The sequence below is a fragment of the Vibrio sp. TRT 1302 genome (assembly GCF_050113875.1).
Taxonomy (GTDB): domain Bacteria; phylum Pseudomonadota; class Gammaproteobacteria; order Enterobacterales; family Vibrionaceae; genus Vibrio.
On record NZ_JBNJOF010000004.1, the window covers coordinates 278,957 to 300,597 of the forward strand.

21 protein-coding genes are annotated in these 21,641 nt (G+C 44.8%); 8 read left to right on the forward strand and 13 right to left on the reverse strand.

Going from position 1 to position 21,641, the window contains the following annotated elements:
- Nucleotides 1-18 precede the first annotated feature (18 nt).
- Both tdh and ACQEXP_RS08310 read right to left on the reverse strand, forming a co-directional pair.
- The gene (gene tdh, locus ACQEXP_RS08305) at nt 19-1,050 is read right to left on the reverse strand and encodes an L-threonine 3-dehydrogenase (RefSeq protein ID WP_269374946.1); all 1,032 of its coding nucleotides are present in this window, start codon (nt 1,048-1,050) and stop codon (nt 19-21) included.
- Nucleotides 1,050-2,246, reverse strand: coding sequence for a glycine C-acetyltransferase (locus ACQEXP_RS08310; protein ID WP_426969375.1), 1,197 nt, complete (start codon nt 2,244-2,246; stop codon nt 1,050-1,052). Before ACQEXP_RS08310 ends, tdh begins: the two co-directional genes overlap by 1 nt.
- Nucleotides 2,247-2,480: 234 nt before the next feature.
- On the opposite strand from ACQEXP_RS08310, the gene ACQEXP_RS08315 reads away from it, so the two are divergent.
- On the forward strand, nt 2,481-3,389 hold the full coding sequence (locus ACQEXP_RS08315) for a LysR family transcriptional regulator (protein WP_269374948.1): 909 nt from the start codon (nt 2,481-2,483) through the stop codon (nt 3,387-3,389).
- A 55-nt stretch (nt 3,390-3,444) separates the two neighbouring features.
- Here ACQEXP_RS08315 and ACQEXP_RS08320 read toward each other — a convergent pair whose 3' ends face one another.
- The 4 genes from ACQEXP_RS08320 to ACQEXP_RS08335 form a co-directional block, all read right to left on the reverse strand.
- Nucleotides 3,445-4,911, reverse strand: a complete 1,467-nt coding sequence (locus ACQEXP_RS08320) for a PepSY-associated TM helix domain-containing protein (RefSeq protein WP_426969376.1) — start codon at nt 4,909-4,911, stop codon at nt 3,445-3,447.
- Nucleotides 4,912-5,008: 97 nt separating this feature from the next.
- Nucleotides 5,009-5,383, reverse strand: coding sequence for a hypothetical protein (locus ACQEXP_RS08325; protein WP_269374950.1), 375 nt, complete (start codon nt 5,381-5,383; stop codon nt 5,009-5,011).
- Nucleotides 5,384-5,503: 120 nt separating this feature from the next.
- Nucleotides 5,504-5,887, reverse strand: coding sequence for a cytochrome b562 (locus tag ACQEXP_RS08330; RefSeq protein WP_269374951.1), 384 nt, complete (start codon nt 5,885-5,887; stop codon nt 5,504-5,506).
- Between the two features lie 82 nt (nt 5,888-5,969).
- Nucleotides 5,970-6,713 carry a phosphatase gene (locus ACQEXP_RS08335; protein ID WP_426969378.1) on the reverse strand — a complete coding sequence of 248 codons (744 nt, stop codon included), beginning with the start codon at nt 6,711-6,713 and terminating at the stop codon, nt 5,970-5,972.
- A 181-nt stretch (nt 6,714-6,894) separates the two neighbouring features.
- Between ACQEXP_RS08335 and ACQEXP_RS08340 the strand changes: the two genes are divergently transcribed.
- From ACQEXP_RS08340 to gnd, 4 genes are all read left to right on the forward strand, one after another.
- Complete coding sequence (locus ACQEXP_RS08340) at nt 6,895-9,771, forward strand: HD domain-containing phosphohydrolase (RefSeq protein WP_426969380.1); 2,877 nt, start codon at nt 6,895-6,897, stop codon at nt 9,769-9,771.
- Between the two features lie 370 nt (nt 9,772-10,141).
- Complete coding sequence (gene zwf, locus ACQEXP_RS08345; RefSeq protein ID WP_269375437.1) at nt 10,142-11,644, forward strand: glucose-6-phosphate dehydrogenase; 1,503 nt, start codon at nt 10,142-10,144, stop codon at nt 11,642-11,644.
- The gene (pgl, locus tag ACQEXP_RS08350; RefSeq protein WP_269374954.1) at nt 11,641-12,357 is read left to right on the forward strand and encodes a 6-phosphogluconolactonase; all 717 of its coding nucleotides are present in this window, start codon (nt 11,641-11,643) and stop codon (nt 12,355-12,357) included. The genes zwf and pgl overlap by 4 nt, the downstream gene beginning before the upstream one ends.
- Before the next feature lie 34 nt (nt 12,358-12,391).
- A complete protein-coding gene (gnd, locus tag ACQEXP_RS08355) occupies nt 12,392-13,840 on the forward strand; it encodes a decarboxylating NADP(+)-dependent phosphogluconate dehydrogenase (RefSeq protein ID WP_138972627.1) in 1,449 nt (482 codons plus the stop codon).
- Nucleotides 13,841-14,300: 460 nt separating this feature from the next.
- Here gnd and ACQEXP_RS08360 read toward each other — a convergent pair whose 3' ends face one another.
- The 5 genes from ACQEXP_RS08360 to ACQEXP_RS08380 form a co-directional block, all read right to left on the reverse strand.
- The gene (locus ACQEXP_RS08360; RefSeq protein ID WP_269374956.1) at nt 14,301-14,483 is read right to left on the reverse strand and encodes a hypothetical protein; all 183 of its coding nucleotides are present in this window, start codon (nt 14,481-14,483) and stop codon (nt 14,301-14,303) included.
- A 394-nt stretch (nt 14,484-14,877) separates the two neighbouring features.
- Nucleotides 14,878-15,120, reverse strand: coding sequence for a hypothetical protein (locus ACQEXP_RS08365; protein ID WP_426969382.1), 243 nt, complete (start codon nt 15,118-15,120; stop codon nt 14,878-14,880).
- A gap of 153 nt (nt 15,121-15,273) precedes the next feature.
- Nucleotides 15,274-15,465 carry a hypothetical protein gene (locus tag ACQEXP_RS08370; protein WP_269374957.1) on the reverse strand — a complete coding sequence of 64 codons (192 nt, stop codon included), beginning with the start codon at nt 15,463-15,465 and terminating at the stop codon, nt 15,274-15,276.
- Between the two features lie 152 nt (nt 15,466-15,617).
- The gene (locus ACQEXP_RS08375) at nt 15,618-16,382 is read right to left on the reverse strand and encodes a sulfite exporter TauE/SafE family protein (RefSeq protein WP_426969384.1); all 765 of its coding nucleotides are present in this window, start codon (nt 16,380-16,382) and stop codon (nt 15,618-15,620) included.
- Between the two features lie 87 nt (nt 16,383-16,469).
- The gene (locus tag ACQEXP_RS08380) at nt 16,470-17,300 is read right to left on the reverse strand and encodes a DUF6279 family lipoprotein (RefSeq protein WP_426969386.1); all 831 of its coding nucleotides are present in this window, start codon (nt 17,298-17,300) and stop codon (nt 16,470-16,472) included.
- 393 nt (nt 17,301-17,693) lie between these two features.
- Between ACQEXP_RS08380 and ACQEXP_RS08385 the strand changes: the two genes are divergently transcribed.
- From ACQEXP_RS08385 to ACQEXP_RS08395, 3 genes are all read left to right on the forward strand, one after another.
- Nucleotides 17,694-18,038 (forward strand): DUF3316 domain-containing protein, encoded by a 345-nt coding sequence (locus ACQEXP_RS08385; protein WP_426969388.1) that lies wholly within the window; start codon nt 17,694-17,696, stop codon nt 18,036-18,038.
- Between the two features lie 167 nt (nt 18,039-18,205).
- Entirely contained in the window at nt 18,206-18,577 is a 372-nt protein-coding gene (locus tag ACQEXP_RS08390; RefSeq protein WP_269374961.1) for a cystatin domain-containing protein, read from the forward strand.
- 144 nt (nt 18,578-18,721) lie between these two features.
- Nucleotides 18,722-19,150, forward strand: coding sequence for a DUF3010 family protein (locus ACQEXP_RS08395; RefSeq protein ID WP_138972633.1), 429 nt, complete (start codon nt 18,722-18,724; stop codon nt 19,148-19,150).
- Nucleotides 19,151-19,233: 83 nt separating this feature from the next.
- On the opposite strand, the gene ACQEXP_RS08400 is transcribed toward ACQEXP_RS08395, so the two are convergent.
- On the reverse strand, nt 19,234-19,647 hold the full coding sequence (locus ACQEXP_RS08400) for a GFA family protein (protein ID WP_269374962.1): 414 nt from the start codon (nt 19,645-19,647) through the stop codon (nt 19,234-19,236).
- 246 nt (nt 19,648-19,893) lie between these two features.
- Nucleotides 19,894-21,465 carry a BCCT family transporter gene (locus tag ACQEXP_RS08405; protein ID WP_426969390.1) on the reverse strand — a complete coding sequence of 524 codons (1,572 nt, stop codon included), beginning with the start codon at nt 21,463-21,465 and terminating at the stop codon, nt 19,894-19,896.
- Nucleotides 21,466-21,641 lie beyond the last annotated feature (176 nt).

Genomic DNA, 21,641 nt, shown 5'->3' on the forward strand with positions numbered 1-21,641 from the left:
TATTCTTAGTTGAATGGGTTATTCCCAATCAAGGATAACTTTGCCTGAAAGCCCGCTACGCATAGCGTCAAAGCCTGCTTGGAAGTCATCAACTTTGAAGTGATGAGTAATGATTGGCGTAAGATCTAGGCCTGACTGAATCAATGAAGCCATCTTGTACCAAGTTTCGAACATTTCGCGTCCGTAGATGCCTTTGATAACAAGACCTTTAAAGATAACTTGGTTCCAGTCAATACCCATGTCTGATGGTGGAATACCTAATAGCGCAATACGACCACCGTGGTTCATTGTCGTTAGCATTGAGTTAAATGCTGAAGGTACGCCAGACATTTCAAGGCCAACATCGAAGCCTTCTGTCATACCAAGTTCAGCCATCACGTCCTCAAGTTTTTGCTCTGCAACGTTAACTGCGCGAGTCACACCCATCTTACGAGCAAGATCGAGGCGGTATTCGTTTACATCCGTGATCACTACATGACGAGCACCGACGTGCTTAGCAACCGCTGCTGCCATAATACCGATAGGGCCTGCACCTGTGATCAGTACGTCTTCACCGACTAGGTCGAACGACAGTGCTGTATGTACCGCGTTGCCAAATGGGTCGAAGATTGACGCAAGGTCATCAGAAATCCCTTCAGGGATTTTGAATGCGTTAAATGCTGGAATCACTAGGTACTCAGAGAACGCGCCTGTGCGGTTAACACCAACACCCGTTGTGTTGCGACATAGATGAGTACGTCCGCCACGACAGTTACGGCAGTGACCACATGTAATATGGCCTTCACCAGATACTCGGTCACCGATTTCGAAGCCACGAACTTCTTGACCAATGCCAACCACTTCACCCACATACTCATGACCAACAACCATAGGAACAGGAATGGTTTTTTGTGACCACTCGTCCCAGTTGTAAATGTGAACATCAGTGCCACAGATAGCGGTTTTCTTAATGCGGATCAGAAGATCGTTATGACCAAGTTCAGGCTTGTCGACCTCAGTCATCCAGATGCCTTGTTCAGGCTTTAGTTTTGATAGTGCTTTGATTTTCATTATTTAATGATCTCCATGTCACGACCCACTTCGATAAACGCATCGATAGCGCGATCTAGCTGCTCACGAGAGTGTGCTGCTGACATTTGTGTACGAATACGTGCCTGACCTTTTGGTACTACAGGGAAAGAGAAACCGATCACGTAGATGCCTTTCTCTAAAGCGCGCTCTGCAAATTCAGCAGCGACTTTGGCATCACCTAACATGATTGGGATAATTGCGTGGTCTGCACCACCCATAGTGAAACCAGCCGCTTCCATACGTGCACGGAAGTGTGCTGCGTTTTCCCATAGACGGTCGCGTAGGTCACCACTCTCTTCAAGCAAGTCAAGAACGCGGATAGAAGCGTTGACGATGGCTGGTGCAACAGAGTTAGAGAATAGGTATGGACGTGAACGCTGACGTAGCCAGTCGATCACTTCAGCTTTACCAGAAGTGTAACCGCCTGAAGCGCCACCCATCGCTTTACCCAGTGTGCCTGTAATGATGTCGATACGATCGACAACATTGTGGTATTCGTGAGTGCCTGCACCTGTTTTGCCCATAAAGCCTACAGCATGAGAATCATCAACCATTGTCAGTGCGCCGTACTTTTCAGCAAGGTCACAGATGGCAGGAAGATTAGCCACCACACCATCCATTGAGAATACACCGTCAGTAACAATCAGGATGTGGCGAGCGCCAGCTTCTTTCGCTGCGATTAGTTGCTGCTCTAGCTCTTCCATATTGTTGTTTGAGTAACGGAAGCGCATAGCTTTACATAAGCGAACACCATCAATGATTGAGGCGTGGTTTAGCGCATCAGAAATGATAGCGTCTTCTGGACCCAGAATCGTTTCGAACAGACCAGCGTTCGCATCGAAACAAGACGTGTATAGGATGGTATCTTCTTTACCCAAGAACTTAGAAAGTTTTTGTTCAAGTTCTTTATGGATGTCTTGAGTACCACAGATAAAACGCACAGATGCCATACCAAAGCCGTGAACGTCCATACCCTCTTTGCCTGCTTCGATTAGAGCAGGGTGATTTGCAAGACCAAGGTAGTTGTTCGCACAGAAGTTAAGCACTTCTTCGCCGGTCGAAATTTTCACCGCAGCGGCCTGTTGAGAAGTGATCACGCGCTCTGATTTATAAAGGCCTTCCGCCTTTACTTCTTCAATTTGCTGTTGGATCTGTTGGTAGAATGCAGAAGACATTTCAAATTCCTTCCTAGTTATTATGATTGTAAGCATATCGCTTATCGATTGCCTTCAGCATATTGCTAAAGACTAAAATCTGCTGTCTTAAGTGTAATTCAAGCACGTAGTTTCCATTATCCCGTCGAGCGGAAAAACATTATTGAATCTGAGGCACAAATTAAACGCTTTTGTGATGACCGTCGCTCAGGATCACGCTAAACTCCACCATCATTGCCATTAATGCACTCCACTATGAAAAACACCAAACTGATCGCCCTGCTCCCTGACTTAGCGAGTTTTATTTTAATCGTTGACGAAGGAAGCTTTACCGCTGCGGCGAAACAGCTTGAGGTGACGCCTTCAGCGCTAAGTAAACTGGTGACGCGATTGGAGACTTCCCTATCGGTGAAACTGTTTGAACGCACGACGCGCAAGCTGATCATTACCCGCTCAGGTCAACAGGTTTATGATCAGGCGATGGTCATGGTTAACGCCGCCAAGCAAGCCGTTGAACTTTCGACTTCTGATCATCAAGAAATGTCTGGTGCGTTGACCGTTGCAGCACCCGAAGCGTTCTTAAACTCGGTGCTTCAGCCTCACGTTGTGCCTTTCCTCAAGCAATACCCACACATTCAGCTAAAACTCCGCGCTGCGGATGGCGAAATAGATTTGATCCGCGATGGAATTGATGTCGCTTTCAAACTCACCGATAAGCCAGATGAGAATTTGGTATTGAGAGAAGTGAGTAAAACTAACTTAGTATTGTGTGCAAGCCCTGAATATATCGAACAGCGAGGGATGCCAACCCATCCAACAGAGCTCGTACAACACGACTGTTTGTACCTAGCAGAAACCGACCGTGACCATATCTGGGACTTTTTTAAAGAAGACGAGTACCACTCAGTACCCGTTAGCGGACGTTACGCAGTTAACCACTCACAAATGCGATTGACAGGGGTTAAGAATGCACTGGGTATTGGCATCTTCCATGACTTTGTTATCGCCGATGCGATTGCGCAAAACCAAGTCGTTCCGGTCTTGCCTGACTGGACAATCAAAAGCAACTACCACGGGGCAATCGCGATGCAGTACCCACAAACCAAGTACATGCCCGCTCGTTTACGTGGATTCATTGACTATATGACCAAGCAACTGAGTTAAAGAATCATACCGCCCTGAGGCGAGCCTCAGAGCGGTATCCATCAACTCATCGCCGCTAGCACGCTAAGTATTCGCGCAGTCTGGTACTTCTGCTGACGACAAATGCATCAAACAACAAGGTCGCAATAATCGTTACCCCTGCCAATGGGAAACAGAGACTGATCACCACAACAGACACCAGCCCCACCTTCCAAATACCTTCTTGTTCAAAACGCGCTGGCACCCCCAACTTGTTCTGTTGACTTGGACGTCGCAGCCACCACATCATCGCTCCCGTGACTGAGATAGCGATGAATGCCAAACAGAACAGTAGATTAAGCACTTTATTGATAACACTAAGATCGCCCTGATGGAGAGATACCCCTGCTGCCATCAACTTAGCCATTAGGCTGTAGCCCTGCCACGTCACATCGACTAATACCTTGCCACTGTATTGGTCGATATGAGTGGTTCTGTCTTCTCTTGGATCCGTCACATCTCCTGCCATCGAATTCGCCGCAATGGTATAGACACCTGTCGACGACTGAGGCAAAAAGACTTTAAAACGGCCAAAACCAAGTTGCTGTGCCTGAGATATCACGCTATCGATATCTATCGTGTTACCGGCATCATAGCTCACTTCGCTATGTTCATGACCGCCATGATGGCTTTGCGACTGCGGTAACGGCGCTTGCTCAAGATTCCAAGGCAGCTCTTCTTCACTTCCATGATTTAAACTGGCGTGAGTCTGTACCGATTGTGGCTTTTCACCCCACGTATAATAGGTTGGAAAGGTGTTCCAGCCTTGGACCATTTTTGCCCCCCACACTCCAGCCCAAGCAAGACCAGACAGCAAAAATAGCAGCAGCACAATCGACAGCACACCTCCTAGATTAGCGTGAAGATCTCGCAACAATGTACGTGTACCGCTGGTCAACCTCACCTTGAGAAAGCCTGCTTTAGCCGCGTTGTCCGTTGGCAGCCATAGGTATATCCCTGATACCAACAACAGAATTCCTAAACTGGCTGACACTTCTATCAGGTAATCTCCCCACGTTCCAATTAGCAAGGTTCCGTGAATATCGTTCGCCAACTGGTACCAACTGTTGCTGCGATCGATTTCGCCCAACACTTCTGCTGTGTAAGGGTTAATCGCCACTAATATTGATTTTCCATCTGCTAAACGAACGTTAAATCGATTGGCAACCGTCGCTTCTGAAGCCGCGATAAACTGCGTCACACTCGCTTTGGGATATTGTTCAATAACGGCTTGCATCTGCTTCGAAACAGATTGAACCGTCTCTTGTGGAGTGACCGTTAAAATTTCGCCGTAACGAAAATGTTCAATCTCATCATCAAACAGCATCACAATACCGGTGAGACTGAGCATTAACATAAACGGGATAACGAATAGACCTGCATAAAAGTGCCAACGCCAAGCGAGAAAATAGCGTGCTTTAGCATTTTTCTTTTCGATGGATTGGTGACTTTTTGATGAGCGTGCGTGTTCCTTAGGTTGAGTCTCAAACTGACTACCCAGCATTATATTTTCCTTTTTAAGACGCACAGCATCGCACCTCGAATCATGTCGAGGCTAAGTGCTGAGCATTAACTTTACTTAGTGGCTTTAAGCCTAATTATTATGAGATATGGATAAAGTTGGAAAAAAGAACCGCTGGCGGCGCGCGTGGGATAGCGAATTGAAAACGTTCACTTAGAGCCAAATAAGTGTACGAATCCATCGTCGCTAATGTCGATCTTCGTGCGTGTTGGGGTGTTGGAAGAGAATCCTGATGGAAACTGGAAAAGTGACTAAATGGACAAGGTTTGCTGTGTTGGGTTTCTACCGTACCTTCTTCAACTTGAACCAGCTCAAAACCATTGATAGTACAGAGCGTCGCCCACACCCCGGCATTGGCACCATGGGCGTTTATAACAGGCATCAACGTCACAAGCACCCAGCTAAGGGCACTTGCGATTAGCATGCTTCGCTTAAAATAAGACGCTCTGATCATTGTCACTCTCAATTATTAGAGCGCAAATATATAACCTTCTGCTAACAAACTCAGTAACCTACGATAAAAAACCTAACATTGATCATGGTTTTTTACCCTTACAGTATCGCCTTGAGCCTCTTAGCCAAATAGCTTACTCCAGATGCTTGGATTACGCTTATCATGATACTCAACACGTAAATCATCGACGCGTTTTAGCTCAGCTTTGGCCGCTTCTAAGTTGCCAGCCTCTAGTTTCGCCTCAACAGAGTCCAACGCAACAGAAAGCTTATTAAAGCCTTCAAGGTAAAGATCGGTTTTCTCAGGCGGGTATTCACCCTGTTTCGACTGCTCGATTAACTCAGAGAGATTAGCAACTGCGGATTGCATTTGGGTGATTTCCTCTGCCTGAGCGGCCTGTTTGAATTCGACTTTCATCTGTTTCATGGTCGCTTTCAAATCGAAATCACTCGCAAACACTTGAGCTGACATAACTAGCGCGAATATTGGAACCAATTTTTTCATTGTATTTATTCTTTATTTTGGGGAAATGAGGACAAAGTGTACTGAATTTATTCCGCACACATGAGCGTAAATTTGTATCAACTTATAACGGCTTAAAGTCTTCGATAACCTCACGGCCACGTAATGCCAAGAAGCCTAAAAACTGCGCCACTGAATGAGTAATCACCTTTTGGCTGTCAACGCCCACTTGATCTAAGAGATCCGATACAAGCTTCAGTCCGCCTACATCCTGACAGAAATGGGCATCACTACCTGTAGTAAAATACACGCCAATTTCTTTGCCCAAAGCAGCGATCTCATGACAGCGCTCGACACTGCCAACGCGGCTATTTCCGCGCAAAGTTGTATTATTAATTTCAATCGCCACGTTGTGCTGTTTTGCACATTCAAGGACGGGAACATAGTCAAAATCAAAGTTCGGATTACCTAGGTGGCCCAACGCATCGACATTGCCACTTTGAATAGTATTAATCAGCGCTTGGGTATGGGTCTCTTTGTCCGACGGATGGAACACTGGTTCGTGAAAACTGCCGATCACCCAGTCGAGACTTTTGTAAGACGTTGGGTGAACATCAATATCTCCATTGATATTGAGAATGTTCGCTTCAACGCCACGGATCACCGCCACCCCTTCAATAAAACGTGGCAAAACACGCTGATTAGAGAAGAACCAATAATGAGGCGCACCAGGCATTGACTCTGCGTGGTCCGTCGTGCAAAACATCGCTAGACCATTTTCCTTCGCCAGACGAGCATTCTCAATCAGAGTGCTATACGCGTGCCCACTTGCATACGTGTGAGTATGGGTATCAATAACCAGTTTCATAAATCGACGCTACTTCTCATCCAGTTCAACGACGGCATTAGCCTATCAACTCTCCCCTGTTTAAGTCCACCGAAACCCTCTGCTAAAGGCTTTCAATAATAAAAACATCAATATTAAGTAGTTTTTTTGCATCATCGCCAGTTTGTTCAATACTTAGTATGTACTTGCTACTGGACAGATCATGAGAAAGCGTCGTTACTCCCTAAGTATTCATATCACTACTCTATTTCTGGTTCTCACGACATTAGTGGGCTCGGTTCTTATTGCCATCAGTTACCGACATGCTCAGGATTTGTTAACCGGAAGTGCGAAAGAACTCAGCAGTGAAAACAGTCGACAGCTGGAATCAACGTTCCAGGTCAAAGCGGGGCCGATTCTTACCACTCTCGATTTTATGGCGATGAGTAGAGCAATCGATGACCATCGAGCACCTGAAAAACATCAACGTTTCCTCGCCTCTCTCCATTTAATTTTTCAACGTAACCCAGGCGTCGTCGCACTTTTTTATGCTAACGAATCTGGTGACGTCACACTGATTCGTGCCCTTAGAACCAATGCCGACCGAGAACGGTTTGATGCACCAGACAAAGCCGCGTTGATGATCAATACAACCAACCCGTCCGGTCTCAATCGCTTTACCTTCCTTGATGGCAGTTTCCGCAATGTTGGACAGCGCCAAAGCAATGACAATAAGTTCGATCCACGCACTCGGCCGTGGTTCTCCAATGCAGACCTAGATGGAGAAATACGACTCACTGAGCCATATTTTTTTTACTTCCTGAAAACCAACGGAGTCACACTATCGCGTCGTTCGCCGGATGGTCAGAGCGTCGTTGGAGCAGATTTCACCTTAACTTCGCTGTCTGAACAAATCAGTCGAATGGGACATTCGGAAAATACCAAGCTGACTCTATTTGACAACCAATTCAACATCTTAGCCCATCACAATGTTGACATCGAGCAGAGTGACGACGACCGACCCAGTGTTGATTTACTCAAAGACAGCGTATTTAGAACCGTCATCAACCGTAGTTCGAGCCAAATCATTTACGAAACTCTTGAGTACGATGACCAGAATTGGTCAGTGACGTTAACGCCGGTTAGATTAAACAACAAAACCCGCTTGTTACTTGCTGAAGCGACACCTCAAGATGATTTGCTCTCTTCATTGCTGTCAATGAGAGATAAGCAAGTCCGAGTCGCAGTTGCAATGCTGCTGATGAGCTTTGTTGTCGTTTGGTTAGTGGTACAACGTTTGGCTAACCCGCTTCAGGCATTAGTGAGACAGACCGACAACATCGCCCGTTTTGACTTTAAAAAGACTCGTTACACCAAAAGTGTCATCAAAGAAGTGGCCAATCTCACTCAATCTATCGAGTTGATGGAACATACACTCTATGATTTGCTCATGCTGCTTCGAGATACTGCCAGTAATCAAGATTTCGCTGTTCTTGCTAAAACGATCGCCCATCAAAGTTTTTTAGTCACCAAGGCAGAAACTATCGTTCTCTTTACTCGCGATGACAAAGCAAACTCACTGCTACCGTCCGCAAACCAAGCCATTATTCCGTTCAAAATCGATATCAATCAGTTGATTCAATCCACACCTTGGGTCAGCACCGACTTAGCTAAAGGCGACATTGTCCATCTAAACCGCGAAGATAACGTACTGGCTAAGTACAGAGACATCATCTACAACTCCGACATTTACCTATTCCCACTCCACAATCGGACTCACGAACTGATCGGTGTACTGCTACTTGGTTATGAACGAGCCATTACACCTGAACAATCAGATAAACACGCATTCCTCAAAGAACTGCTCAGTTTTGGCGCATTGGCAAAAGAGAATATCGACCGTATCGAGCAACAAAAAGAGATGCTCACCGCGTTTGTTGAGCTGATTGCTTCTGCCATTGATACCAAATCACCTTACACGGGTAGTCACTGTCAGCGCATCCCTAAACTGACTGAAATGCTGGTTAAGGCAACCGAGCAAGATAACAGCTATTTCCCGCTGTTTAAGATGTCGAAACAGCAGTGGGAAGAGTTGCATCTCGCCTCTTGGCTGCATGATTGCGGTAAAGTCACAACGCCAGAATACGTAATAGACAAAGCGACGAAACTGGAAACCATATACGATCGGATCCACGAAGTCCGAATGCGTTTTGAATTACTCAAAGCACAAGCTGAAATCGACTATTGGAAAGCGCTATCTGAAGGAGGAGACGACAAACAGCTGAAAGAAACACTGACCCATAAACAACAGCAACTCGATGATGACTTTTACTTCATTGCTGAATGTAATATCGGTGGCGAAAACATGAGTCAGGATGCTCTAGAACGCCTGAAGAAAATCAGTGCCTATAAATGGACAAGGACGTTAGATGACCAAGCTGGTGTGTCATGGATAGAAAAACAACGCGCGGGAAAATCTAGCGATTTACCCGTTGAAGAGTCAATCCTCGCCGACAAACAAGTGCATCTCATTGAGTGGCAGAGTAACGCTAAACCACAGGATGTTTGGCAAGAGGAGTTTGTATTGGTACCCGGCGATTACAAGTACAATCGTGGCGAACTCTATAATCTCTCAATCCAGCGAGGGACCCTTAACGATGAAGAACGATTTATTATCAATGACCATATCATTCAGACCATCATGATGCTCAATCGTCTTCCCTACCCGGACCATCTCAAAAATATTCCTGAAATCGCAGGGGGACACCATGAGCGAATGGATGGCCGAGGTTATCCAAAAGGTTTATTCCAAGAACAACTCTCCATTCCGGCACGTGTGATGGCGATTGCCGATGTCTTTGAAGCTCTGACTTCAAGCGATAGACCGTACAAAAAAGCCAAAACTCTTTCTGAATCTGTAGAAATCATGACAGAGATGGCAACAACGGGTCACATTGATCCTAAGCTATACCTAATTTTTCTTGAACAACACATCGATCAGCAATACGCAGAGATGTTTTTATCATCAAATCAGTTGGGCGAGATTGACCGTGGAGCGCATATCAAAAGAGTGAAAAGCTTCCTAAAATCCCATTTCTAACGACTCCCCCAATCTGCGAATCAAATTAGAGTAAATACGTCATTTCTATCTCAAAACACAAAATCATGCTCTAGCTATAACTTTCAACAAGTTAGCTCACCAATGAGTCAATATTTAATCGATTGCCCTCTCAAAGGTTGATGTATATCAAAGAGTCATAGACAATACGCTGCCATCTGAGCATTGAGCTCCGTTTTTTGGCGTCAGCCCCGCTGACAAATGAAAGAATTGGCACGCTTTATTGGCTTTTGCCTATCAGTTTAATAGGCAAGACCAGTTTTATAATTTGAGGTGTCGTTGATAGGGTTGGTCTACTTAAATGCCAACCTCCTAGGCACATGCTAACTACCTCGTTTCTAAGGGAAAGATGATGGTAATACCAGAAAACAGCAGCATCGTTATTTTTGGTGCTTCGGGCGACTTAACGTATCGTAAGTTGATCCCTGCTTTATATCACCTTTACTCAAACAAACAGCTGCCTGAGAACTTCGCTATCCTCGGCGTAAGTCGTACGGAATACAGCGATGAGTCTTACCGTGAAAAGCTAAAACGTTCTCTTCAGGAAATGGAGAAAACTGAGCCAGCAACATTAGATGCTTTTATCAACCATCTGCATTACCAAGCGATCAACACCTCTGATACTTCTGATTACTCTAAACTGTCATCGCGTCTCGACCAATTGGCAGACCATTATCAGTTCGAGCAACGCAATACGCTATTCTACCTAGCAACGCCACCAAGCCTATACAGTATCATTCCAGCCAGCCTTGCTGCACACGGTTTGAACAGTGAAGATGACGGTTGGAAACGCCTAATCATCGAAAAACCGTTTGGCTATGATCTGGCTTCTGCGCGTAAACTCGATAAAGAAATTCACGAGCACTTCCAAGAGCACCAAATCTACCGTATTGACCATTACCTAGGTAAAGAAACAGTACAGAACCTATTGGTATTCCGCTTCTCCAACGCGATGTTTGAACCATTGTGGAATCGCAACTTCATCGACTATGTTGAAATCACCGGCGCTGAATTCCTCGGTGTGGAAGAGCGTGGTGGCTACTACGATGGCTCGGGTGCTGTTCGTGATATGTTCCAAAACCACTTGCTGCAAGTCCTTGCTATGGTCGGTATGGAACCACCAGCACAAATCAATGCAGACTCAATGCGTGATGAAGTGGTTAAAGTGCTTCAATGTCTAAAACCGCTTGAAGAAGACGACCTACGTAACAACCTCGTTCTTGGTCAGTACACTGAATCGGATGTACGTGGTGAATTTTTACCAAGCTACCGTAATGAGCCTGGTGTTGCCGAAGATTCACGTACTGAGACTTACGTTGGCCTGAAAGCGTACATCAACAACTGGCGTTGGAATGGCGTGCCTTTCTATGTCCGCACAGGTAAACGTCTTCCAACACGTGTCACAGAAGTGGTTATCCATTTCAAACAGACACCGCATCCAGTGTTTGGTCAAAATGCTCCAGAAAACAAACTGATCATTCGTATTCAGCCAGACGAAGGCATCCAAATGAGCTTTGGTTTAAAAGAACCAGGCGCAGGTTTCCATGCTAAAGAAGTGAAAATGAACTTCCATTATGCTTCTCTGCAAGAAACGCAAATGCTGACGGCCTACGAGCGTTTACTCCTTGATGCACTAAACGGTGATGCAACACTGTTTGCTCGTAGCGATGCGGTCGAAGCGTGCTGGAAATACGTTCAACCAATTCTAGACTTCAAACAAGACCCACAAGCTCTCTTTGGTTACGCTTGTGGTACATGGGGACCAAAAGAGTCTGATGACTTACTGCAACGCGACAATCGTGCATGGCGCTTCCCTTGTAAAAACTTAACTGACACGGATTACTGTGAACTATGATTAATCACAAGATTTTTCCAACCGCTGAACAAGTGGTGGCAAGCTTAGCTGACGACATGAAAGCCTTTAGCGAACTTGGCCGACCTGTCCATATTTCACTCTCTGGCGGTAGCACGCCGAAGATGCTATTTAAACTATTGGCAAGTGACGCTTACGCAACATCCATTCAATGGAACAACCTGCACTTCTGGTGGGGTGATGAGCGTTGTGTTGCACCAGATGATGTAGAAAGCAACTATGGCGAGGCCAACGCCTTATTGTTTAGCCAAGTCAATCTTCCTAGCGAAAACATCCATCGTATTCGCGGCGAAGATGAGCCAGCCGTTGAAGCAAAACGCTTTGCTGAAGAAATGGCTGCCGTGATTCCATGTGAAAATGGCACTCCTGTGTTTGACTGGATTCTACTCGGCGTTGGGGCAGATGGTCACACTGCATCCCTGTTCCCAAATCAAACCAATTACCAGGATGAGAACTTATCTGTGCTTGCCTCTCACCCTGAGTCAGGACAGATTCGAGTTTCAAAAACCGCAAAAGTGTTGGAAGCAGCGAAACGCATCAGCTACCTCGTACTTGGTGCAGGCAAAGTTGACATTGTAAACGAAATTCATACTACTCCGGCGAATGAGCTGCCTTATCCAGCAGCCAAAATCCAGTCAAAAACTGGTCTAACGGAATGGTACTTAGATTCAGACGCAGCAGCAAAAATCGCGTAACGCGAGCGCGTAAATAGAAAATTGGAGAGAAAAAATGAAAGGTGATATCGGTGTAATTGGCCTAGCAGTAATGGGTCAAAACCTTATCCTAAACATGAACGACCATGGTTTCAAAGTGGTTGCTCACAACCGTACTGCTGCGAAAGTAGACGAGTTCCTAGAAGGCCCAGCTAAAGGTACTAACATCATTGGTGCTTACTCACTAGAAGAGCTAGTTGAGAAACTAGAAACACCACGTAAAGTGATGCTTATGGTCCGTGCAGGTGAAGTTGTAGATACATTTATCGAAGCGTTAGCACCACTTCTTGAGAAAGGTGACATCATCATTGATGGTGGTAACACCAACTACCCAGACACTAACCGCCGTGTTGCAGCACTACGTGAGAAAGGCATTCACTTTATCGGTACAGGTGTTTCTGGTGGTGAAGAAGGTGCTCGTTTTGGACCTTCGATCATGCCGGGTGGTTCTCCTGAAGCATGGGAAGCGGTAAAACCTATCTTCCAAAGCATCTCTGCTAAAACTGACGCTGGCGAGCCTTGTTGTGACTGGGTTGGTAACGACGGTGCTGGCCACTTCGTTAAAATGGTTCACAACGGTATCGAATACGGTGACATGCAGCTTATCACTGAAGCGTACCAGTTCATGAAAGATGGCTTAGGTATGTCTGCTGACGAGATGCAAGCGGTATTCGCTGAGTGGAACAAAACCGAATTGGATAGCTACCTAGTAGAAATTACGGCTGACATCCTAGGCTACAAAGACGAAGACGGTGAGCCTCTAGTAGAGAAGATCCTAGACACTGCTGGTCAAAAAGGTACCGGTAAATGGACAGGTATCAACGCACTAGACCTAGGCATTCCACTGACGCTAATCTCTGAATCCGTTTTCTCTCGATGCCTATCTGCACTAAAAGATCAGCGTGTTGAAGCAGAATCTTTATTTGGTAAAACTATCACGCCAGTAGAAGGTGATAAGCAAGAGTGGGTTGATGCACTTCGCCAAGCTCTACTTGCGTCTAAGATCATCTCTTACGCTCAAGGCTTTATGCTAATGCGCGAAGCGTCAAACGAGAACGGCTGGGAGTTAAATTACGGTAACGTAGCGCTAATGTGGCGTGGCGGTTGTATCATCCGTTCAGCTTTCCTAGGTAACATCCGTGATGCGTATGAAGCGAACCCTGACATCGCGTTCCTAGGTTCAGACGATTACTTCAAAGGCATTCTACAAAATAGCCTAAGCGCTTGGCGTAAAGTTGCAGCGAAATCATTGGAAGCGGGTATCCCGATGCCTTGTACTATCTCTGCACTCTCTTTCCTAGACGGTTACACGACAGCTCGCCTGCCAGCTAACCTTCTGCAAGCGCAGCGTGACTACTTCGGTGCTCACACCTACGAACGCATTGACCGTCCACGTGGTGAGTTCTTCCACACTAACTGGACTGGTACAGGCGGCGATACAGCTTCTACAACTTACGATGTGTAATCTAAGTTAAATTTGACGCAAAGCCGATTTGGTAATCAAATCGGCTTTTTTATTATCGGTTCATCCAGCGAATTCATCACTACTCAATAATTCACTACTATAATTAAAGCAAAACAATCACTTATTAAAGTGCTATATGCACGAATAAAAATGAAAGGAAATAGAATATTGCTTTATTAGGTATATTATTGGCTTTTTTATTAATAAATTAATTATTGCGAACTAGTTAACGACGTTTATCGATAAACTATCGATTTAAAATATATTCCGTCAAGCGTTCCCTATTCATACCCTCGATACGCACGAATATTGGCTACTAGGCAGTTCAAAGATAAAAGGCACTAAACTATTGGTGGGTTGTACGATAAGAGCAAACATCAATGGTTGGCAGCGAATCTCAATGGTTCTCGATGTTAGAGGCCGTTGGATAAGTTGGCGTAGAGTCCCCGTAAACGTACGATTAACAGTAATCTTCATCCTTATAAAGCTCACTGATGAAATCCAGCTCTTCATCTGAGAGCAATTGCCCGGACTTCTCCATCTCACTCAGGATTTTGTCAACTTCGTGCTTGATGTTTCGGAGTTGCTGGTCATTGAGTCCTTCCAACTCTGATTTTATTTCACTAAACTTCATTCCGTTCATTCAGTCACCAGAAAGTCAGATTAATTGAGATAATTTATACCATATCTTTATAAGGAAATATGATTTAAAGAAATACCCTACATTTTATTCGGGCTTATCTCTAGACAATCATAAAGTTTAGGTTAACTTTAGTTACTTTATATTAACATAAACAATAATTAGCCTTAATTATCCAATAGGGCCAATTAGAATATTTTCATCTAAATCTTTGAAATTATTTTTATACTAATTTAACCAACGTCTCTAATTTGATAACCGTACACGGTAAATTGCAAAGATTCGCGCAATAGCTAAGGGTCGAGAAGAGGAGAATGGATGGAAAATCGGATAAGGTAAAAAGAGCCATACCTCCCAACGTTGAGAGGTACTGTAGATATCAGTCGTATCAAACCATTTATCGACGAACTAAGGTTTGACCATCGACAAAGCCGATGCTTTTTATCTCGCGATGTTTGATATTCCTTATTACGCTCCAATCGAGGTGTGACTGCGAGAAAGAGCAATAGATATGCCGGCCTCCGGACAACTCCGTTTTTAAGAAATCTTCCAACGACTGTACATTAGAAGCAATAAACAGATCTCTTTCATCAATTAGCGGTGTTTTTTCCAAGGCGATGGGTGAGTAGTGTGTGAGCATATGTGTTTTATCCTCTAGGCCAGTACAGTGCTGGCTTTGTGTAAGGCAAAGTGAGTAACCTCCTTTTATTTATCTCCTACAAGTATTGTATTACACATGGTGAATGAACTTGGGAAAGACATGCTTTCCAAAATGGAAACGGCAAGAGCGCCATTAGGCGCTCTTCTGTTTATCGTTTCCTTTGAACTTATCGGTGACATAGAGAGCAAAACTGGCAATCAGTGCGATCACCGACACGGTAAAAAGAGCTGGCATGCTCAGTACCCAAGCAAACGTCGCGGCAAGAAATGCGATGAAGGTAATCATGCGACTGCTTGACATTACTCTGCCTAATTTTCTGTTCATAACGCCTCCTAAGTATCAACAAAGGGACATGGCTAAAACATTAATCGGCCATGTTTTGACCAATTCATTATGCCGTAATGTAAGCTAAATAAACCTAAATCAAACTCAAAATAACTCGGTATGTGACACTCCGCAATGAGCGAGTCGACGTGTTACCAATAGACATCAACAAAGAAATAGACAGTCATCACTATGCTCGACAAGGCGACAAACCCTTTCACGTAAACCTGCTCCACTTTACGCGATACACGAGCGGCAACATAGCCCCCCGAAAGCGTTCCTAACATCACAGCAAAACCTCTAGGCCAATCAATCGCGCCATCAAGAACGAACACGACAATGGCAATGATTGAAACACATGATGAGATAAGCAATTTCAGGCCGTTCATCTGGTTGATATCGTTATGTCCGGCCAAGACTAAGTAGCTGAGGACGATAACGCCCAGCCCAGCATTGAAGAATCCCCCATAGGCGGAAACCAGAATCAATAACAACGTAATGGAGATCACCGCCCACATCGGACTCAACGACGCCGTTCTCGCCGCTAAACTGACCCAATGACTGATTTTATTGCCAAAAACAAATAGCAAGGTAGCAAACAGTAGCAGCCATGGAATGGCGACTAAAAACTGCTGCTCAGACACACTCAGAAGCAAGTAAGCGCCAATGGCACCGCCAAGGAGACTGAAGAAGATCATTGATTTCAATGCGCTAGCCGACTGAGCGATATCCTGACGAAATCCGTAGGTACCGCTGATATAACCTGCGCATGCCGCGAAGGTGTTGGTCGCATTAGCAATCACAGGAGGTACACCAACAAACATAAGTGCAGGAAAAGTGATAAAGCTTCCACCGCCTGCAATGCTGTTAAGTATGCCTCCCAGAACACCGGCGCCAAATAGTAGAATCCATTCCATTTTGGTTACGAGTTTTTATTAGGGGTTAACTACTCTAACCTGCTCTTTCCATTGAACAAATAGCGACGATTAAATTTTGTGCTCAAGCTACTGAATATCTAACGCGATTGCTTTCCAGTCACGTAACTCATCTCGGTAGTATTGAGTCTGCTTTGTGGTCATGGTGTTGATGACTTTAACCAAGTACTGATTCGCGATCTGTTTATTGTGGTCGATTTTCTGTTCCAACTCTGGCGCATAGAAGCTATCAGGATTGAACATTAGCTTGTTAAATTCTGGTTGAAACTTGTTGATATCAAGTCGATTGGTCAGTAATGCGTTCATCTCTATGCGCATCTTGGTCTGATGATCAATCCAGTCATGTGATGTGACGTAAAGCGCTGCCACCCATTCATCGAGCAAGCTTTGCTGTTGGTCAGTGAGATCACCTATCCATGTTTCGAGATTCTCTTCTATTCGCTCTCGGTAACGCTGTTTTACTTCTGGTTCACTCAGTGGCTGGTATCTTTTTTTGTATTTGGTATGACGAACACGAATACTGTCCATAAGCTGATCTACTTGGCTGTCAGACAACTCACGCGCAATAGAATACAGTTCGGGCGCAACTCTCATCACCAGACGTTGAGAATGGTTCTGAAACTTTATCTCTTGCTGTTCGAGTTGTTGCAGTGTAAATGTGCTCGGTTCTATCTCGATTAACTCATCAAGATGCTCGATATAATTGGGGACTTCTTCACGTCGGTGCCATTCACTAAGAATCGCCACCTTCTGACTCACTAGCTCTTCCTGTTCGTCGTTTAACTCGACATAGTCATCTAAGTACTCCAGCAACAACCAATCCATGTTGTTGTAGACAAACTTAGAGCTACAACCGATTAGGGACAAACAAATTACCAATAGTAATGCGAGTTTTTTCATTGCTTCTTCCTACGCAACGCACTGCTAGAACCATTATTATTACCATAGACACAATCTTCCTTTGTGTCTGCGGTAATCTATATAGCAACTTCGAGACCAACTTGGATCATTTCCACCATCATTATAATAAAAACAATCTGTTGTGATTAACTATTGCCTGATGCGTTGATTTGTTTTTGTCCAGCATCGCGATAAGGCGGCAACCACTCTCCCTTCACTTTAACGTAACAATCGAGCCAGCAAATGGGGCATTTTCTCACACTGTTTTCTAACGGTTAGTAACGTAAAGGTAAGCTTTACGAAAACTATGATTAATCTTACATTGCCTGACAGACTCCTTACCCTTCTAAGCGTAATCTAATTGGTGAAGGTTACCCATCAGGAGAAACAACTATGAAAAGAGTGATTTTATTAGCTTCGATCGTTATGAGTGCATCAGTTTTTGCTAGCACTAATACTGTCACGTCAAATACCAGTTTGACTACTGATGCTTACGCAAGCAAGCAGCAAGCCTATGATGCGGCGTTTAACCTCATGGATAAGATGAAATCAATGAACAGCGCTGAACTAAAAATCGCGCTGCCAATTACAGAAAGTAATGTTATTACCCCTAGCGTCAAACTCAGTGATATGACGGTTTCAGTCGACGAATTTGCTCGTAGCCCTGGCAATATTGAGTACAAAGCCGTGCTTGATATCGATTACCAATACCAGTACCGCGAAAGTAAAAAAGGTTAATCTACACCCCTCTGCCTTGCCGCTCTAGGTCACTATTGCGGCTTTTTTTATTGCACTGTCTTGACTTTGTTTGACGCTCGAAAGCTATACTCGCTGCATATCAGATCTTCGCGACTCTTCAGATCTGATTAAATCAATTTATGTGTCTTCGATCTAAGGGTATAACAATGAACAAAGTTATCTTTACGTCTGTGTTGGCGCTAACCGCCCTATTTGGGTGTAGCCAAAACAGCAAAAATGAACAACCTACCCGTCCAGTGACCGCTATGTGCCAATCGAAATCTATGCCTGGAGGCTGGTCCGTTTCTCAAATCACACCCGAAGCTCAGCAAGCCATTGATACCGTTATGGCACAAATGAATACCGCTTCCCCTTTGAAACAAGTTAATGAAGTACGTACTCAGGTAGTTAATGGTGTCAATTACGCCATTGAGTTTACGCTTGAGAACGGTGAAGTCTGGCACGCAGTTGTCTACAGAAACCTACGCAATGATTACATGATTGATCAAGTCGCTGAGCAAGGTGCTCTCTGTCCCTAACAAGTCATAAATCATTCGTCATTGGACAGTAATGACTCGCCTACACTGAGTGGGCAACCCTATATCGACTATTGCTAAATAAAATAGTCGATATGTTACCGATGCCGGATATAATAGCCAGCTCAGAAACGATCAGGTAATAACATGAAAATTTGTGGTGTAGAACTTCAAGGTAACGACGCAGTAATCTGCCTTCTTTCACATGCCGACAGCGTAGTCCACTTGCCAGACTGCCGCGTAGCAAAGCTAAGCATAGGCAATGCTAACGACACGCAAGAAGTGAAGAAATTCCAGTTCTCATTTGCTAAGTTAATTCAAGACTACAAAATTGAAAAAGTTGTCATTCGCCAGCGTCAAACAAAAGGCAAATTTGCTGGTGGTGCCGTTGGTTTCAAATTAGAAGCAGCGATCCAGCTTATTGATGATGTGGAAGTGAAAGTTGTTTCTCCAACTGACATCAAAGAGAGCCTGAAGCGAAACCCACTCGGTATCCAGTTCAAGGATACGGGTCTTAAACAATACCAAGAACCGGCATTCATGACGGCATACGCTTGCGCAATGATGCGTGGTTAAGTGACTCAGATATAATTAAGCCCAAGTATTTTGCTTGGGCTTTTTCATTTTTGATAAACCGGTATTCAACCCATCACACCGCGCTATGGCTGTTTGTCGAAACACTTAACGCCTTGCGGAATCTCATACCAATCTTGTTTTTCACTCACCCAAACGTGCGCTGTCGGCTCAAACACATGGTGATCCGAATCGCTGCTTGATTTCAATTTAAGCTTTATTGTCGATGGATCATCTGGATTGAAGTGATAGACCCGATTCCCACATTGAGCACAAAACTTTGCATAATTTTTATTGCCGCTCTCTGCCATTCGCTGCCACTCCTTTAGCTCCCCTTTAAATTCAATATCTTGGGTTGCAACAACAGCAGTCACACTAAAAGGAGCCGTCGCAAGTTTTTGGCATTCTCGACAATGGCAAGCTAATACCATCTTAGGTGGCTGGTGCAATTGGTAACTTACCTGACCGCACTGACACGCACCTTCCACTAGATAACTCATTCCTTTTTCCTCCCTGACTTCACGGCGTTCACAAACAAGGCACTTTGCCTTTGATTGTACAATTATCAGCCACAGTAACGGGTTTATCGCTCAAATACCAGTATGTGTGACACGCAAATCTGAGAATAATTAACAGTGTAAATCTGAGTACTACCAAGAGAACCGTAGCAAGGATGAGATCGCCTTGCGTATAAAACAGAAAAGGGACGCAAGCGTCCCTTTTCTGTTTTTATGCCGTTTTATCGCTTATTGACGCTCAGTACGCATACCCATGAGTAAGCTTACACACATCAACAGAAGAACTATCGTAAACGGTAGCGCCGTAGAGATCGCCCCTGCCTGTAATGCCTGAACCGCTTCGGAGCCACCAATCCATAATAGTGCGACAGCAATCGCTCCTTCCATAAAGGCCCAGAACACGCGCTGAATGACAGGCGCATCAACCTTACCACCCGCCGTGATGCTATCAATCACTAGCGAGCCAGAATCTGAAGAGGTAATAAAGAACACCAAAACCAGAATGATGGCAATTACAGAAAGAATGGAACCATACGGCAACACATCAAACATTTGGAACATCGCCAGAGACACGTCCGTCAGACCTTCGCTACCAAGCTCACCCACATTGTTGATGACCTGATCGATTGCCATACCACCAAAGGTCGACATCCACAATAGCGTCACCGCTGTCGGGACAAGCAATACTGCTGTAATGAACTCACGAACTGTACGCCCTTTAGAAACACGCGCAATAAACATACCTACAAATGGCGACCATGAGATCCACCAAGCCCAGTAGAATACCGTCCAGCCCTGAAACCAAGCTTCGTCTTCTCGTCCATGTGGATTACTTAATGGAATTATATTCTCCACGTAAGACATAAACGTCGTGCCAATATTCCCTACAACAATGGCATAGCCGATAAGGGCCACTAAGATGAGTAATAGGAAGGCAACAAGCATGTTGATATTACTGATAACCTTCACTCCACCGTCGATACCACGCACAACAGAGACGACAGCCAGCAAGGTCACAACCGTGATCACAACCACCTGCAAGCCTAAACCTGATTCAATGCCAAACACGTGGTGAATACCACTTGCTGCTTGCTGTGCTCCCAGCCCCAAAGATGTCGCTAGACCAAACAAGGTTGCGAGTACCGCTAAGATATCGACAACATGGCCTGCCCAACCCCACGCTCTATCGCCAAGTAACGGATAGAAAATCGAACGAATGGACAGTGGTAGACCTTTGTTATAAGTGAAAAAAGCCAGCGATAATGCAACAACACCGTAGATTGCCCATGGATGAAGACCCCAGTGGAACATAGTTGCGCCCAAGGCAAGCTTAGCGGCTTCAGGTGAATTCGCTTCAACACCCAATGGCGTTTCATACCAACCTGTAAAATAAGCGACTGGTTCCGCAACGCTCCAAAACATGAGGCCGATACCCATACCGGCAGCAAACAACATCGATAGCCAAGATATGTATGAGTAGTCTGCTGTAGCCTCGTTGCCACCTAATCGGATTTTGCCTAGCGGCGATACAATCAAAGCTAAACAAAAAATCACGAAGATGTTCCCAGACCAGATAAACAGCCAATCAAAGCTGCCGATGATCTGCCACTTGATGCCATCCAGTGTCGCCTTGGCTGATTCCGCATCCATGACCAATACGGCAATCAAAAACAGGGCAATTAGGCTCGCGCTCCATCCAAAGACTGGATTGTGAACATCAAATCCCCATTTCTGCACGTTATCCTGACCGATTGTATAGTCGGTACTGTCAATACTGTACTTGTCTATGCCTTTAGTCATTCTTCCCCTCTGCATCTATTCTTTAATGAGTAGCCGTTGCCCAACCAACAAAATAGTTAGAGTTAAAAACAATTTTGTCATTCTACAACTGGATACAATTCTCATTATTGTACATTTTTCATCGTTTCAATCCAGTCACATGCTAATAAATGAGCAATATTTTATCAAAATGGCAT

Coding starts and splice junctions, on each gene's coding strand:
- ACQEXP_RS08330 (WP_269374951.1), bottom strand. CDS start 5,887: ATGAAAAAATTGGTTCCAATATTCGCGCTAGTTATGTCAGCTCAAGTG.
- ACQEXP_RS08390 (WP_269374961.1), top strand. CDS start 18,206: ATGAACAAAGTTATCTTTACGTCTGTGTTGGCGCTAACCGCCCTATTT.
- ACQEXP_RS08340 (WP_426969380.1), top strand. CDS start 6,895: ATGAGAAAGCGTCGTTACTCCCTAAGTATTCATATCACTACTCTATTT.
- tdh (WP_269374946.1), bottom strand. CDS start 1,050: ATGAAAATCAAAGCACTATCAAAACTAAAGCCTGAACAAGGCATCTGG.
- ACQEXP_RS08365 (WP_426969382.1), bottom strand. CDS start 15,120: ATGCTCACACACTACTCACCCATCGCCTTGGAAAAAACACCGCTAATT.
- zwf (WP_269375437.1), top strand. CDS start 10,142: ATGGTAATACCAGAAAACAGCAGCATCGTTATTTTTGGTGCTTCGGGC.
- ACQEXP_RS08395 (WP_138972633.1), top strand. CDS start 18,722: ATGAAAATTTGTGGTGTAGAACTTCAAGGTAACGACGCAGTAATCTGC.
- ACQEXP_RS08325 (WP_269374950.1), bottom strand. CDS start 5,383: ATGATCAGAGCGTCTTATTTTAAGCGAAGCATGCTAATCGCAAGTGCC.
- ACQEXP_RS08315 (WP_269374948.1), top strand. CDS start 2,481: ATGAAAAACACCAAACTGATCGCCCTGCTCCCTGACTTAGCGAGTTTT.
- ACQEXP_RS08385 (WP_426969388.1), top strand. CDS start 17,694: ATGAAAAGAGTGATTTTATTAGCTTCGATCGTTATGAGTGCATCAGTT.
- ACQEXP_RS08320 (WP_426969376.1), bottom strand. CDS start 4,911: ATGCTGGGTAGTCAGTTTGAGACTCAACCTAAGGAACACGCACGCTCA.
- ACQEXP_RS08360 (WP_269374956.1), bottom strand. CDS start 14,483: ATGAACGGAATGAAGTTTAGTGAAATAAAATCAGAGTTGGAAGGACTC.
- ACQEXP_RS08335 (WP_426969378.1), bottom strand. CDS start 6,713: ATGAAACTGGTTATTGATACCCATACTCACACGTATGCAAGTGGGCAC.
- pgl (WP_269374954.1), top strand. CDS start 11,641: ATGATTAATCACAAGATTTTTCCAACCGCTGAACAAGTGGTGGCAAGC.
- ACQEXP_RS08405 (WP_426969390.1), bottom strand. CDS start 21,465: ATGACTAAAGGCATAGACAAGTACAGTATTGACAGTACCGACTATACA.
- ACQEXP_RS08400 (WP_269374962.1), bottom strand. CDS start 19,647: ATGAGTTATCTAGTGGAAGGTGCGTGTCAGTGCGGTCAGGTAAGTTAC.
- ACQEXP_RS08380 (WP_426969386.1), bottom strand. CDS start 17,300: ATGAAAAAACTCGCATTACTATTGGTAATTTGTTTGTCCCTAATCGGT.
- ACQEXP_RS08375 (WP_426969384.1), bottom strand. CDS start 16,382: ATGGAATGGATTCTACTATTTGGCGCCGGTGTTCTGGGAGGCATACTT.
- ACQEXP_RS08370 (WP_269374957.1), bottom strand. CDS start 15,465: ATGAACAGAAAATTAGGCAGAGTAATGTCAAGCAGTCGCATGATTACC.
- ACQEXP_RS08310 (WP_426969375.1), bottom strand. CDS start 2,246: ATGTCTTCTGCATTCTACCAACAGATCCAACAGCAAATTGAAGAAGTA.
- gnd (WP_138972627.1), top strand. CDS start 12,392: ATGAAAGGTGATATCGGTGTAATTGGCCTAGCAGTAATGGGTCAAAAC.